We start from the raw sequence: 13,815 nt of genomic DNA on the forward strand, positions 1-13,815 counted from the left end.
CCGAATACGCCACCGTGGCATTCGACTCCTGTCGCCAGCGGCAACCCTTGCGCCGGGCCGCGCTGGGCGCCGACACTCAACCTTGGCCCAAGAAACGCCCCGCCACTGGCCCCTCACCGACGGTGACTTAACCGTCACCGACCCTACTGCCCGCGGCAGTCCTCGAAAAACACCTGCCCGGCATCGACCTGGCTGGACGCCCGGGCCGCCACCACACCGTCCCCATTGGCCGGCTCCACGTGCCAGTAGCAGTGCTGCACCGCCCGGGTCACGGCCACATAGGCCAGGCGCTGCACCTCGTCCTTTTGCGCCGTGTCGAACGGCTGGCCATCGCCGGCCTTGCCCAGCCCCGCCAGGCGGTACACCTGGTTCTTGTAAGGTGAACGGGTGAGGTATTGGCAATCACCCAGCATGAACACCGCGTCGGCCTGCAGGCCCTTGGCACTGTGGTAGGTGAGCTGGCGCAACCGACGCTGCTCGGGGGGCAGCGCCGACTCGGCCTGCATCACGCTGTGCAGGTGCTCGCTCATCAGGGCGCGATCGGCCCCCTTGCGGTACAGCATCAGCACCGATTCGCCACGCTGGTAGTGTTCGATCAGGGTCTGGCCCAGTGCTGCCTCGTCGCGGTCGAACACCTTGACCGGGGTGCCGGGCAACGCCGCCGCCGGGCCACTGGCACGGGCCTTCTTGCCGGTAATGGCCGGGGTACCCTTGACCAGGTGCTCGGCCGCATCGATCACCTGCTGCTGGCAACGGTAGTTGTCAACCAGCAGCACGCGCGTATTGGCGGGCGTGGGGAAGGCCTTGGTGAACTCCATGAAGTACTTGGGCGAGCTGCCGCGCCAGCCATAGATCGACTGCCAGTCATCGCCCACGCACATCAGCGATGAGTGTTGAGCTTGCCGGCCTACGTGCATGGCTGAGCCGCGCCGGCGGATCTCGGCAAGGCACGCACGCAGCCAGCTGACGATCTGCGGCGAAACGTCCTGGAATTCGTCGATCATCAGGTGCGCCAGCGGGCGCAGCAGCGGGTCGGGCAGCAACCGCAGGTTTTCCGCGTTGTTCTCGCCGAACAGGGCGAACATGTGGTTGTAGGTCATGACCGGGGGCGACTGGTCCAGCAGATGCCCTTCCAGCGCGCGCCAATACAGGGCCAGCGCCTCGAAGAACAATGCATCGCTGTCGCCTGACGCAAATTGCATGGCGCGCACGGCGGTGGGCACATCCAGGCCGAGGTTTTCGATGAAGTTGGCCGCCGCCACGAATGCATCCAGCAGTGGCGCCGGGGCCAGCTCGCCCTTCACCTTGTATTCAAAGCCTGGGCCCGCTACGGCATCACCGGCCAGCGAGGCGGCCAGGCGCCGGGCCATGGCGTAGTTGTCCAGCCAGATCAGGGGTTGGTCGCAGAAGGCCTGCAACAAGGTACGCTTGACCGCCCATTCGGCGCGCACCGCCAGCTTGGCACCCGTGCGCTGGTATTGCGCGCTCTCGGACGGGTCGAAACCCAGCACCAGCAGCGGCCCGCCCTGCCCCAGGCGACCGTGCACATGAAAGCGGCTGCCGCGTATCGACACCGTCTCCCGGCACGGTTCGATACCGTTGATGGGCCAGGCGCCTGCTGCAAACCACAGGTCTTCGATCACATCGCACAGCTCTTCATCGCGCTGGGCCGCCAACTGGGTGACCTGGGCACGCTTTTGCACATCCGGGTTGTCGGGGTCCAGCGCCTTGAGCTGCAGCGCTTCGTTGCGCAACTGGCCGACCAGCTCGGCAAAACGCGGGCTATGGCCCAGCAACGTGCTGTAGCACTGGTTTAACTGCTGGCGCTGGGCATCGTTCAGGCGCAGGTCGAACGGGTTGCTGTCGGCCTCCGCCTCCTGGCCGGCCGGCAGGTCGTTGCCCAGGGTCTCGAACGCCTGCAGCCTGTCAAAGCCCGGCAGGCTGCGCACCAGCGGCAGGATACGTGAATGGAAGGTGCGCACCAGGTCGCGGGCCTGGGCCGGCAGCAGGTTGATCTGCCACAAGGCAAACACCTGCAGCAGGCGCTTGATGAAATCTTTGCGGGACTCGCGGGTGAAGGTAACCACGGTCATCGCGTCCAGCTCATAACCCAGGTAATGGCGCAGCAACAGGATGCGCAGCACCAGGGAGGTACTCTTGCCCGCGCCCGCCCCGGCCACCACGCACGTGGATGGCGTGTCGCTGAAAATCAGCTTCCACTGTGCGGCACTGGGTTGTGAGTGGGCCGGCATGCGCTGGGCGACATCGGCCTTGAAGCGTTTCTTCAGCGCTGCAGTCACGGGCAGGCGCCAATCGTCGAACAGGTTGTCGTCCTGGCCAGGGACCGCCGGCAGGTCGGACCGGCAATCACGGATGACCAGCACTTGCCGCCCGGCCTCGTAGCCTTCAGCGCGGCCATACTCCACAGAATGGCGGTGTTGCGCCTGCAGGCCGGTGAGCCAGCGGCCCAGCAAGCGGGCCACCAGGCGCCGGAACCAGGGCAACTGGGCGGGCGGGATCAGTTCGGCGAGGGCCTGGGGTTGCTCGTTGGCCACGGTCACTCCGTTGTCTGGCAAAAACAGCTGCCAATGTTCGCCGCTGCACGCAAAAACTACCAGCAATTGCTTGCGGATCAGTGCATTAGGCGATGAAGCGCATAAATCCTTCCCTATAAAAATATCGACTAAATAGATTGTATAAAGCCAATATTTACACTTATTTTCGATACGTGAATGACGCATGATGGTGCCATTCCAACCTCACCGAGGAACCCGATCATGCTGCAACTGCGACCTTTCGAAAGCCTGGGCCATGCCAACCACGGCTGGCTTGACGCCCATCACCACTTCTCGTTCGCCGAGTACCACGACCCTGCACGGATGCATTGGGGCAACCTGCGGGTCTGGAACGACGACCTGATCGCGGCAGGCAGTGGCTTCCCGCCACACCCGCACCGGGATATGGAAATCATCACCTATGTGCGAGAAGGGGCCATCAGCCATCAGGACAGCCTGGGCAACAAGGGCCGAACCGAAGCGGGTGACGTGCAGGTGATGAGTGCCGGCACTGGCATCGTGCACAGCGAGTACAACCGCGAAGCGGTGGACACGCGCATCTTCCAGATCTGGATCATCCCCGAGCGCACCGGTGATGCCCCGGCCTGGGGCACCCGGCCATTCCCCAAAGGCGAGCGCGGTGAGGGCTTCGTCACCCTGGCCAGTGGCCGCGAGGGCGACGAAGGCAGCTTGCAGATTCGCACCGACGCGCGGTTGGTAGCCGCCACCCTGCGCGCCGGCGAAACCGCCGAGTACCATTTCGACACGGCCCGCCGCGGTTACCTGGTGCCGGCCAAAGGGCGGGTCGAAGTCAATGGTGTGCAGGCCAAGGCGCGTGACGGTGTGGCGATCGAGCAAGAGGCGGTGCTGCGGGTAACCGCCCTGGAAGACAGCGAGATCGTGCTGGTAGACGTGGCCTGACCCCGGCCACCCTACCCTCGCCGGCTGGCTCAGCCCTGGCGTTCACCCGCAAGGTCAGCCAGCACTTCAGCCGAGGTGGTGACCTGGCCAAAGTGGTGTTGCCACAAGGCGATCCCCATCTTCGCACTGCGGTCCAGGGAAGAGCCCACCGTCATGTCGGTAACCAACGTCGGCATCAGCCCTGCGTCGAACAGGGCAAAGCCTGCCGCCAGCACGCAGGTGTCGGTTTGCAGGCCACACACCAGCACACGCTCCACGCCCAGCTGACGGATGTAGGCAATGGCCTCTGCGCTCTGCCCGTAACCATGCTTGACGAACACCTGGTCGGCCTCGATCAGGCTGTCGTCCTGGGCTGCGGGGTGCCAGCCGAGCTGCCGTTCGAAGGGCGTTACCTGCTCGTCATGCAACTCCACCGAGGCAATGGTCGGGATGTTCGCCGACAGCACGCGCAGGCCATCCACCAGCCATTCCGGCGGGCTGAACGTGGACTGGACATCGACGACGAGTAAAACCTGACGCATTGGCATATTCCGGGGTAGAAGAACGGGCGGCGAGTATACCTGCTTGCGTGGGTATGGCAGGTGCGCGCAGTAACGGTGCCACCGGCGCCAATGAACAAATCTTCATCTTGCAGCCAGCCCTGTGCTGGCGGGCGTGGCACGCCAGGCCGGGCGGGCGGCGGGGCCTGGCGCCTTGAGCGTGGCCCTTGCCTTGCGTAGCATCACTGCCCCCATGCCCCGGTAGGCCACGCGCCTTCGCCCAGTACCCCAGCAGACCAAGCCGATGCCGCAACCGATCCCCCTCAAGGACCACGACAAGGAGAAAAACCTGGTCAACCGTCGGCTGTTGGCCTGCGCTGCCCTGGTGTTCAGCCTGGTGGCCGTGCTGGTGGGGCGCCTCTACGTGCTGCAGGTACTGCAGCATGCCCAGCAGAGCGCGGTGTCGGAGAACAACCGGGTGCATGTGCTGCCCATCGCCCCCGAGCGGGGGCTTATCTACGACCGTAACGGCGTGGTGCTGGCCGACAACAAACCCAGCTTCGACCTGACCATGACCCGTGAACGTACCGGCGGCGCCACCGCCCAGGTGCTCGATACCCTGACGCAGGTACTGGGCCTTGGCGAAGAAGACCGCAAGCAGTTCGACAAGGACCTGCGGCGCGGTCGCAAGCCGTTCGAGCCGGTCACGCTGATGGTTGGGCTGGATGAGCAGCAGATTGCCCTGGTGGCGGTCAACCAGTTCCGCCTGCCGGGCCTGGACGTGGAACCACAGTTCATCCGCGAATACCCGCTGGGCGCGCACTTCGCCCACTCGGTCGGCTATGTGGGGCGCATCAACGAAAAAGAAGCCAAGGCCCTCGACAGCACCGAATACCGCGGCACCCAGTCGATCGGCAAGACCGGTATCGAGCACTTCTACGAAAGCCAGCTGCACGGCCATGTGGGCTACGAAGAGGTCGAAACCAATGCCCAGGGCCGCGTGATGCGCGTACTCAACCACAAGGACCCGACCCCGGGGCAGGACATTGTGCTGACGCTGGACGCCCACTTGCAGCAGGCTGCGGAAAAGGCCCTGGGTGATCGCCGTGGCTCGGTGGTGGTACTGGACCCGGCCAATGGCGATGTACTGGCGATGGTCAGCAACCCCAGCTTTGACCCCAACCTGTTCGTCAAGGGCATCAGCTTCAAGCAGTATGCCGAGCTGCGCGATTCCATCGACCGCCCCCTGTTCAACCGGGTACTGCGCGGGCTGTATGCCCCAGGCTCCACGGTCAAACCCGAGGTGGCCATCGCGGGCCTGGACAGTGGCGTGATCACCCCGGGTAGCCGGGTATTCGACCCTGGCTACTACGAACTGCCCAACTACGACCACAAGTACCGTAACTGGAACCGCACCGGTGACGGTTGGGTAGACCTGTACACCGCGATCATGCGGTCCAACGACACCTACTTCTACGACCTGGCACACAAGCTGGGCATCGACCGCCTGCACGACTACATGGCCGAATTCGGCCTGGGCCAGAAGGTCTCGCTGGACATGTTCGAAGAATCGTCCGGCCTGATGCCCTCGGCGCAGTGGAAGCGGGCCACCCGGCGCCAGGCCTGGTTCCCGGGCGAAACGCTGATTCTCGGGATTGGCCAGGGCTACATGCAGGTGACGCCGTTGCAACTGGCGCAGGCCACCAGCCTGCTGGCCAGCAAGGGGGTGTGGCACCGCCCGCACCTGGCCATGACGGTGGGCGGCGACACACCGGTAGACCCCAACCCCATGCCCGATATCGTGCTGCGCGACCGGCGCGCCTGGGACCAGGTCAGCCAGGGCATGCAGATGGTCATGCACGACCCGCGCGGCATTGCCCGGGCGGCGGCGGCAGGTGCCCAGTATCGCATCGCCGGCAAGAGCGGCACGGCGCAGGTGGTCGCCATCAAGCAGGGTGAGCGCTATAACCGCAACAAGACCCTTGAGCGTCACCGCGACAACGCCCTGTTCGTCGGCTTTGCGCCCGCCGAGCACCCCAGCGTGGTGGTGGCGGTGATGATCGAAAACGGCGAAGCAGGCGGCCGCGTGGCAGGGCCGGTGGTGCGGGAAGTGATGGACGCCTACCTGCTGGATGACCAGGGGCACCTCAAGCCGCAGTACGCCAGCGGCAACGCCACCAAGGCGTCACCGCACGGGTAGCGGCTGCCTGGTTTCAGGCGGCCGCGCGGGGCATCAGGTCGTAGGGGTGCTTCCAGCCCGGCAGTGCTTGCAGCCGCGCCTTCCAGGCCTCGATATGGGTGAATGCCGCCAGGTCGATGCCGGTGTCTTCGGGCATGAACACATAGCCTGCCAGTGACAGGTCAGCAATGGTCGGCCGAGCGCCGACCATGAACGGCGTCTTCGCCAGGTGCGCGTCGACGATGCGGTAGGCGGCGGTGGCGCGCTCGCGCAGAAAACCGGTCACGTCCGTCTCACCGGTGTTCTTCAGGCAGAACAGAAAGCGCAGCGCTGCGTAATAGCTGGTGAACTTGTGGTTGTCGAACAGCATCCAGCGCCAGATCTCGCGCTTCTCATCATCATCCTTCGGGCCGAACTGGCCAGTGCGCTGGCTGAGGTAGTCAAGAATCAGCGCCGACTGGGTGAGCGATTTACCGTCATGCTCCAGCACCGGTACCTCACCCTGCTCGTTCACTTCATCACGCCAGACCTGCTCGCGGGTCTGGCCGTTGAAGAAATCGACGAAAACCGGCTGCCAGTCTTGCCCGGTGAGTTCGAGCATGAGGGCAGCCTTGTAGGCATTACCAGACTCGGCGAAGCAGTGCAGCGTGTATTCGGCCATGGGCGCGATCCTAGCGTGAGGTGATTGGGGCAAGGGCGAGCAGACCATGGGCCAACCGGTCTGGTCAATGGCCCGGTGCAAACGGTCATGAAGCTGTGCTTAGATGCTATCTTCACTGCGCAAGGACGGCTCACCATGCCTTACCCCCCACTCCCCCGTACCCTGAGCACGGCCCGTACCCTGTTGGTACGCCCTGCCCCGGCATTCGCTCAACAGGTGCATCAGGCACTGCTCCACAGCTACACCCTGCATCAGCCGTTTCTGGAGTGGGCCAAGCCTGACTGGACCCTGGACGAAGTGCGCGACAACCTGCAGACCAGCGCCGAAACATTCCACGAGCCCACCAAGGAAAAGCGCTACTTCGTGCTGGCGCCCGACAGTGGCGCGGTTATCGGCTGCATTGGCCTGACCCCTGGCGACGGCGCCTATGAGGTGGGCTATTGGGTGAACCAGGCCTGCGCGGGCCAGGGGCTGATGCGTGAGGCACTCACTTGCCTGCTGGATGCGGTCGCGGCACCGGTCTGGCTCACCACCGCCGCTGACAATGCCGCGAGCCAGCGCCTGGCTGAACGGGCAGGTTTTGCGCTGACGGGCCACCAGCACTGTGACCAGCAACCCGCCACGCCACGGCCGCTGTATCGCCGGGGCGCGCCGTCAGCCGTGGCCTGACGCCTCAAGCCGCAGCCGCGGGTGGCCAGACGCGGCAATGGAACTACCCTTGGTGGGTTGGCCTCATAAACTCTGAGTGGTCATTTTCCCTGGGCGTCACCCTATTGGAGAACACGACATGCGCCACCTTATGCTCGTCCCTGCCCTGCTGCTTCTAGTACCTGCCGGTGCGGCCCTGGCCCGTGTCGACGGGCGCGACATCGCCACCTCGGCCGGTGTGTCGGCCTCGCTGTATTCAACCTTCAAAGACGACAAACGGATCATCCCCGCCCGTGACGAGTTGTCTGCATTCGTTGCCAGCGGTGGCGCGATCCGGGGCGCCTATGTTGAGGCGGCCCTGCAACAGGCGCGCAAGGACCACCCTGGCCTGCAGGCCAGCGATGACGAACTTGCCCAGGCCATTTTGTCCCAGGACGATCTGGTCGCCCAGCAATGAGGGCCTGCGTGCCGGCCAAGTGACAAGGTCGTGATGTCTGGCCGGCATCGCTATGCTTGGGGCGTTTCCTGCCCCCCATAACAATAAGAACCGAGTCATTCATGACGATGCTCTACGACGAACGCATCGACGGCGTGTTACCTGCCGTAGACCGGGAAGGCCTGCGCCAGGCCCTCACCCAAGCGATGCCCGATCTGCAGGTGCTGCACCGTGAAGAAGACCTGACACCCTACGAATGCGACGGCCTGTCGGCCTACCGCACGCTGCCTTTGCTGGTGGTGCTGCCGGAGCGAACCGATCAGGTGCAGACCGTGCTGAGCCTGTGTCACCAGCGCAATGTGCCGGTCGTGGCGCGCGGTGCCGGGACGGGCTTGTCCGGGGGCGCCCTGCCCTTGGCCAAAGGCGTGCTTCTGGTGATGGCGCGCCTCAACCGCATTCTCGAGGTTAACCCGCAGGGCCGCTTTGCCCGGGTGCAGCCGGGTGTCCGCAACCTGGCCATCTCTCAGGCCGCCGCGCCCCATGGCCTGTATTACGCCCCCGATCCGTCCTCGCAAATTGCCTGCTCCATTGGCGGCAACGTTGCGGAGAACGCCGGGGGTGTGCATTGCCTCAAATACGGGCTCACCGTACACAACGTGCTCAAGGTCGAGATACTGACCATCGAGGGCGAACACCTGACCCTGGGCAGCGAAGCCCTGGACAGCCCAGGTTTCGACTTGCTGGCGCTGTTCACCGGCTCCGAAGGCATGCTGGGGGTGGTCACCGAAGTCACCGTCAGGCTGCTGCCCAAACCGCAGGTGGCGCGGGTGCTGCTGGCCAGCTTCGAGTGCGTGGAAGACGCGGGGCGCGCTGTGGCGCACATCATTGCCGCAGGGATCATTCCAGGTGGGCTGGAGATGATGGACAACCTGGCCATTCGGGCTGTGGAGGACTTCATTCACGCCGGCTACCCGGTAGTTGCAGCAGCCATGCTGCTGTGCGAACTCGATGGCGTGGAAGCCGATGTGCAGGACGACTGCGAGCGGGTGGCCGCAGTGCTGGCACAGGCCGGCGCACGGGAGGTGCGCCTGGCCCGTGACGAGGCGGAGCGGGTACGCTTCTGGGCGGGGCGCAAGAATGCGTTTCCGGCTGTGGGGCGGCTGTCGCCAGACTACTACTGCATGGACGGCACCATCCCGCGCCGGCAACTGGCCCACGTGCTCAAGCGTATTGAAGAAATGGCCTGCGAGCACGGGTTGCGGGTGGCCAATGTGTTCCATGCCGGGGACGGCAACATGCACCCGCTGATTCTGTTCGATGCCAACCTGCCCGGCGAGCTGGAGCAGGCTGAAACCCTCGGCGGCAGAATTCTGGAGCTTTGCGTGGCGGTGGGGGGCAGCATCACCGGCGAGCACGGGGTCGGCCGGGAAAAGATCAACCAGATGTGCGCGCAATTCAACAGCGACGAGCTACGCCTGTTTCATGCAGTGAAGGCGGCCTTCGACCCCCGCGGCCTGCTGAACCCTGGCAAGAACATCCCTACCCTGCACCGTTGTGCTGAATTCGGCGCATTGCACGTGCACCACGGGCAATTGCCGTTTCCGCAACTGGAGCGGTTCTGATGAGCCTTGACCGGGACATGAGCGAGGCCCTGCTGGAGCAGGTGTGCCAGGCATTGGAATCAGAGACGCCACTGGCCATTCAAGGCAGCGGCAGCAAGGCGATGCTGGGTAACCCGGTGGTTGGCCAGGTGCTGGATACCCGTTGCCACCGTGGCATCGTCAGCTACGACCCCACCGAGCTGGTGATCACCGCCCGCGCCGGTACGCCGCTGCAGGAAATCGAAGCGGTGTTGCACCAGGCCGGGCAGATGCTGCCCTGCGAGCCACCGCATCTGGGCCCTGGGGCCACCGTGGGTGGCATGGTGGCTGCCGGGCTGTCTGGGCCCAGGCGCCCTTGGGCAGGTTCGGTGCGTGACTATGTGCTGGGCACGCGGGTGATCACCGGCCACGGCACGTTGCTGCGCTTTGGCGGCGAGGTGATGAAGAATGTCGCGGGCTACGATGTGTCACGGCTGCTGGCCGGCAGTTTCGGCTGCCTGGGCGTGTTAACCGAAGTGTCGCTGAAAGTGCTCCCCCGGCCGCGCCAGTGTCTCAGCCTGTGCCTGCCGATGAGCCGCCAACAGGCCCTGGCCGAACTGCTGCGCTGGGGCCAGCAGCCGTTGCCGATCAGCGCCGCCTGCCATGACGGTGATGCCCTGTGGTTGCGCCTGGAAGGCGGTGAAGGGTCGGTGCAGTCGGCACGCATGCGCCTGGGCGGCGAAGTGGTAGACGGCGGTTTCTGGGCCGAGCTGCGCGAGCAGCGCCTGGCCTTTTTCGCAGGTGCCGAGCCGCTCTGGCGCCTGTCATTGCCGATTGCCACAGGTGATCTGCCCTTGCCCGGCAGGCAGCTGCTCGACTGGGGTGGCGCGCAGCGCTGGCTGAAGTGCGCCGCAGACGCCCACAGCATCCACCCCATTGCCGAGCAGGCCGGTGGCCATGCGACTTGTCATGGCACCGGCGTGCACCACAGCCCGCCTTTGCCAGAAGCGCTGATGCGCTACCACCGTGCACTCAAGCACCAGATGGACCCCAAGCGGGTGTTCAACCCCGGCCGTCTCTACCCGGACCTGTGAGGCCAGACCATGCAGACCACGCTCAGCAAACACGCCCGTGCCCTGGACCGCGCCGACGAAGCCGACAGCATTCTACGGTCCTGCGTGCACTGCGGCTTCTGCACCGCCACCTGCCCGACCTACCAGTTGCTGGGGGATGAGCTGGACAGCCCGCGCGGGCGGATCTACCTGATCAAGCAGATGCTCGAAGGCCAGGTGGTCACCGCCAGTACCCAGTTGCACCTGGACCGTTGCCTGTCCTGCCGCAGCTGTGAAACCACCTGCCCATCGGGGGTGAAGTACCATGACCTGCTGGACATTGGCCGGGGGTTCGCCGCGCGGCAGATCCCTCGCCCACTGGGTCAGCGCCTGCTACGCCAGGGTCTGCGTGCCGTGCTGCCACGCCCGGCGCTGTTCAAGGCAGTGTTGCGCAGCGGCCAGGTGTTGCGCCCGTTGCTGCCGCTCGCCGTGAGGAACAAGCTGCCGGCGCACCAGCCGGCGCCTGGTCCACGCCCCACCGCGCGGCACACGCGGCAGGTGCTGCTGCCCGAAGGCTGCGTGCAACCCGCCCTGTCGCCGGCGACCAACGCGGCTGCCGCTCGCCTGCTGGACCGTCTGGGTATCAGCGTTGCAACCACGCCACAGGCGGGGTGCTGCGGCGCGGTCGACTATCACCTGGACGCCCAGCAGCGGGGCCTGCAGCGTGCACGGCGCAACATCGATGCCTGGTGGCCGGCAATCGCCGCCGGTGCCGAGGCCATCGTCATCACCGCCAGCGGCTGCGGCGCTTTTGTCCGTGAGTACGGGCACCTGCTGGCAGGCGACCCGGCCTACGCCGATAAAGCGGCCACGGTCAGTGGCCTGTGCCGCGACCTGGTGGAGGTGGTGGGCAACGAACCGGTCGAACAACTGCAGGTAAACACCGGGCAGCGCCTGGCCTTTCACTGCCCGTGCACCCTGCAGCATGCATTGAAGCTGGGCGGCGCGGTGGAAGCCCTGTTGCTGCGGCTGGGCTTCAGCCTGACCAACGTGCCGGACGGCCACCTGTGCTGTGGCTCGGCCGGTACCTACTCGCTCACACAGCCGGCGCTGGCACTGCAACTGCGCGACAACAAGCTGGATGCCCTGGAAAGCGGCAACCCGCAGCTGATCGCCACCGCCAACATCGGCTGCCAGGTGCACCTGGGCGGTGCCCGGCGCACGCCCGTGCGGCATTGGGTGGAAATCGTCGAGGCGGCACTTGATCTGACAGGCACTGAAGCACCGTTGGCCTAGGCCGTGGCGCGTTCACGACTGTCAGATTAGGAAGCTTCCTAGCGCAGTATCGGAAACGTCTTACTTGTTAGCCTTCCCTGGAGAAAACATGATCGGCTTGGATTGAGCACCCGAGGAAGCCGCCCATGCCCCCCTACCCACCGACCATCGCCCAGTTGCGCAGCAGCCTTTGCGAATTGCTGGCCCACGACCTCAGCAACCCGGAGGATGACCCGCATTTGTCCGGGGTGCTGTTTTTCTGTGCCACCGACGAACGTACGCGGCAGCTTATCGAACGGATCGAACTGCTCGCCAGCGAGGCATTCTTCGATGCCAGCGGGCGGGCGATCACCCAGCACATGAAAGCCGTGGCGCTGGAGGGCGTGTCGATCAAACGCAACCGCCACGCACCTGCGGACGAGACCATGATCCGCATCCTGCTGCCCGACAAGCACTACATCACGGTCAGTACCGCCCGGCTGTGAACGGCCAGCGCAACAGCGGCGGCAAATCCGCTATCCTGAGCGGCCCTCCGCACCGGATCGCACCATGGAACTGCACATCCGCCTCGAAGGCCGCAAAGGCCTGGCCGACCAGCTTTACCGGCAGCTGCGCGCCAGCATCGACAGTGGCCATTTGGCGGCGGGCAGCCAGTTGCCGCCCAGCCGCTTGCTGGCAGTCCAGCTGGGCGTGTCCCGCAAGACCGTGGCCGAAGCCTACTCACGCCTCACCTACGACAACCTGCTCAGCGGTGTGGTGGGCCGTGGCACCTTCATCACCCCACGCCAGCCAAACCGCGCGGCCGAGGCCAGCCCCATCGCCCTGGCCGGCAGTGCCTCGCTGCAGCGCTGGCAACAACGCGCCACGGTGCTGGGCCAGCGCCCGCAGCAACCTGTGCGCTATGATTTCGTCGGCGGTGCCTCAAGCAAGGCCCAGTTCCCGTTCGACCAGTGGCGCAGTTGCCTGAACGACGCTGCGCGGCGCTGCCAGCGCCATGCACAGCGGCAGTTCCCCGCCCAGGGCCTGCAAGAGCTGCGAGAGGTCATCGCCCACCACATCGCCTATGCCCGCGGCGTGCACTGCTCGGCCGACGATGTGCTGGTGTGCAACGGCGCCCAGCAGGCGCTGGACCTGATCGCCCGGGTGCTGGTGGAACCGGGTTGCCAGGTGGCCATGGAAGACCCAGGTTACCCACCGGCGCGGCAGCTGTTTCTGGCCTTGGGCGCACGGGTGCAGTCGGTGGCGGTGGATGAGCAAGGCTTGTGCGTGGAGCAGATCGCCGAAGGCACCCAGCTGATCTACGTCACCCCTTCGCACCAGTTCCCACTGGGCGTACCGATGAGCGAAGCGCGCCGTCATGCGCTGCTGGCACGTGCGGCCACGCTGGGCGCGCTGATCATCGAAGACGATTACGACTGCGAGTTCCGCTACCACGGCCCTGCCGCCCATGCGCTGCAGCGCCTGGACCAGCACGGGGTGGTGGCCTACGTTGGCACGTTCTCCAAAACCTTGTTGCCTGAACTGCGCCTGGGTTACGCCGTGCTGCCAGCGGCGGTACTGCACGCCGCCTGCGTGGCCAAGCAGCTGAGCGACTGGCACAGCCCTACCCTGTTGCAATGGGCACTGGCGCGCTTTGTGGGGCAAGGGCACCTGAACAAGCACATCCGCCGTTGCCATGAGGTGTACAGCGCCCGGCGTGAGCGCATTCTGTCGCGGCTGGAGGGTGACCTTGCGCCTTGGTTGAGCGCAATCCCCGCCCACGCGGGTTTGCACCTAAGCGCACTGGCGCGCCCTGGGGTCGATGTGGAGCGGCTGACCAGGCTGGCGAACACTGCGGGTGTGGGGCTGTACTCGCTGGCACCGTTCTTCAGTGAAATGCCGGTGAGGGCCGGGTTGATGATGGGTTTTGGGGCTATTGACCTGCTGGACATCGACCCGGCGCTGGATCGGGTGCGGGATGTGCTGCAGGGTATGGGGTGATGGGCCGCGTCACGGCCCGTCACGCCATTTTGACTCAACAGAAACCTGT

The 13,815-nt window shown here is 65.4% G+C and carries 12 protein-coding genes; 9 read left to right on the forward strand and 3 right to left on the reverse strand.

Features of this window, described 5'->3' with window-relative positions; genetic code table 11:
• Nucleotides 1–143: 143 nt before the first annotated feature.
• Complete coding sequence (locus tag PPA02S_RS07305) at nt 144–2,555, reverse strand: UvrD-helicase domain-containing protein (protein WP_028634385.1); 2,412 nt, start codon at nt 2,553–2,555, stop codon at nt 144–146.
• Between the two features lie 222 nt (nt 2,556–2,777).
• Between PPA02S_RS07305 and PPA02S_RS07310 the strand changes: the two genes are divergently transcribed.
• On the forward strand, nt 2,778–3,476 hold the full coding sequence (locus tag PPA02S_RS07310) for a pirin family protein (RefSeq protein ID WP_028634386.1): 699 nt from the start codon (nt 2,778–2,780) through the stop codon (nt 3,474–3,476).
• 29 nt (nt 3,477–3,505) lie between these two features.
• Here the strand turns inward: PPA02S_RS07310 and PPA02S_RS07315 are convergent, their stop codons facing one another.
• Nucleotides 3,506–3,997, reverse strand: coding sequence for an isochorismatase family protein (locus PPA02S_RS07315; protein ID WP_028634387.1), 492 nt, complete (start codon nt 3,995–3,997; stop codon nt 3,506–3,508).
• A gap of 262 nt (nt 3,998–4,259) precedes the next feature.
• Between PPA02S_RS07315 and mrdA the strand changes: the two genes are divergently transcribed.
• Nucleotides 4,260–6,155 carry a penicillin-binding protein 2 gene (mrdA, locus tag PPA02S_RS07320; RefSeq protein WP_028634388.1) on the forward strand — a complete coding sequence of 632 codons (1,896 nt, stop codon included), beginning with the start codon at nt 4,260–4,262 and terminating at the stop codon, nt 6,153–6,155.
• A gap of 13 nt (nt 6,156–6,168) precedes the next feature.
• Here the strand turns inward: mrdA and PPA02S_RS07325 are convergent, their stop codons facing one another.
• The gene (locus PPA02S_RS07325; protein ID WP_028634389.1) at nt 6,169–6,795 is read right to left on the reverse strand and encodes a glutathione S-transferase family protein; all 627 of its coding nucleotides are present in this window, start codon (nt 6,793–6,795) and stop codon (nt 6,169–6,171) included.
• 135 nt (nt 6,796–6,930) lie between these two features.
• On the opposite strand from PPA02S_RS07325, the gene PPA02S_RS07330 reads away from it, so the two are divergent.
• The 7 genes from PPA02S_RS07330 (at nt 6,931) to pdxR (ending at nt 13,766) form a co-directional block, all read left to right on the forward strand.
• Nucleotides 6,931–7,464 carry a GNAT family N-acetyltransferase gene (locus PPA02S_RS07330; protein ID WP_028634390.1) on the forward strand — a complete coding sequence of 178 codons (534 nt, stop codon included), beginning with the start codon at nt 6,931–6,933 and terminating at the stop codon, nt 7,462–7,464.
• A gap of 118 nt (nt 7,465–7,582) precedes the next feature.
• On the forward strand, nt 7,583–7,900 hold the full coding sequence (locus PPA02S_RS07335) for a DUF2388 domain-containing protein (protein ID WP_028634391.1): 318 nt from the start codon (nt 7,583–7,585) through the stop codon (nt 7,898–7,900).
• 101 nt (nt 7,901–8,001) lie between these two features.
• Nucleotides 8,002–9,501: a glycolate oxidase subunit GlcD gene (gene glcD / locus PPA02S_RS07340; RefSeq protein ID WP_028634392.1), complete on the forward strand. Its 1,500-nt coding sequence runs from the start codon at nt 8,002–8,004 to the stop codon at nt 9,499–9,501.
• Nucleotides 9,501–10,553, forward strand: a complete 1,053-nt coding sequence (gene glcE / locus PPA02S_RS07345) for a glycolate oxidase subunit GlcE (protein WP_028634393.1) — start codon at nt 9,501–9,503, stop codon at nt 10,551–10,553. The genes glcD and glcE overlap by 1 nt, the downstream gene beginning before the upstream one ends.
• 9 nt (nt 10,554–10,562) lie before the next feature.
• The gene (gene glcF, locus PPA02S_RS07350; RefSeq protein ID WP_028634394.1) at nt 10,563–11,807 is read left to right on the forward strand and encodes a glycolate oxidase subunit GlcF; all 1,245 of its coding nucleotides are present in this window, start codon (nt 10,563–10,565) and stop codon (nt 11,805–11,807) included.
• 125 nt (nt 11,808–11,932) lie between these two features.
• On the forward strand, nt 11,933–12,271 hold the full coding sequence (locus PPA02S_RS07355; RefSeq protein ID WP_028634395.1) for a hypothetical protein: 339 nt from the start codon (nt 11,933–11,935) through the stop codon (nt 12,269–12,271).
• 64 nt (nt 12,272–12,335) lie between these two features.
• Nucleotides 12,336–13,766, forward strand: a complete 1,431-nt coding sequence (gene pdxR / locus PPA02S_RS07360; RefSeq protein ID WP_028634396.1) for a MocR-like pyridoxine biosynthesis transcription factor PdxR — start codon at nt 12,336–12,338, stop codon at nt 13,764–13,766.
• The last annotated feature ends 49 nt before the right edge of the window (nt 13,767–13,815 follow it).

This window comes from Pseudomonas parafulva NBRC 16636 = DSM 17004 (assembly GCF_000730645.1).
In the GTDB taxonomy this organism is placed as follows: domain Bacteria; phylum Pseudomonadota; class Gammaproteobacteria; order Pseudomonadales; family Pseudomonadaceae; genus Aquipseudomonas; species Aquipseudomonas parafulva.

Coding starts and splice junctions, on each gene's coding strand:
- PPA02S_RS07310 (WP_028634386.1), top strand. CDS start 2,778: ATGCTGCAACTGCGACCTTTCGAAAGCCTGGGCCATGCCAACCACGGC.
- PPA02S_RS07315 (WP_028634387.1), bottom strand. CDS start 3,997: ATGCGTCAGGTTTTACTCGTCGTCGATGTCCAGTCCACGTTCAGCCCG.
- mrdA (WP_028634388.1), top strand. CDS start 4,260: ATGCCGCAACCGATCCCCCTCAAGGACCACGACAAGGAGAAAAACCTG.
- PPA02S_RS07325 (WP_028634389.1), bottom strand. CDS start 6,795: ATGGCCGAATACACGCTGCACTGCTTCGCCGAGTCTGGTAATGCCTAC.
- PPA02S_RS07330 (WP_028634390.1), top strand. CDS start 6,931: ATGCCTTACCCCCCACTCCCCCGTACCCTGAGCACGGCCCGTACCCTG.
- PPA02S_RS07335 (WP_028634391.1), top strand. CDS start 7,583: ATGCGCCACCTTATGCTCGTCCCTGCCCTGCTGCTTCTAGTACCTGCC.
- glcD (WP_028634392.1), top strand. CDS start 8,002: ATGACGATGCTCTACGACGAACGCATCGACGGCGTGTTACCTGCCGTA.
- glcE (WP_028634393.1), top strand. CDS start 9,501: ATGAGCCTTGACCGGGACATGAGCGAGGCCCTGCTGGAGCAGGTGTGC.
- glcF (WP_028634394.1), top strand. CDS start 10,563: ATGCAGACCACGCTCAGCAAACACGCCCGTGCCCTGGACCGCGCCGAC.
- PPA02S_RS07355 (WP_028634395.1), top strand. CDS start 11,933: ATGCCCCCCTACCCACCGACCATCGCCCAGTTGCGCAGCAGCCTTTGC.
- pdxR (WP_028634396.1), top strand. CDS start 12,336: ATGGAACTGCACATCCGCCTCGAAGGCCGCAAAGGCCTGGCCGACCAG.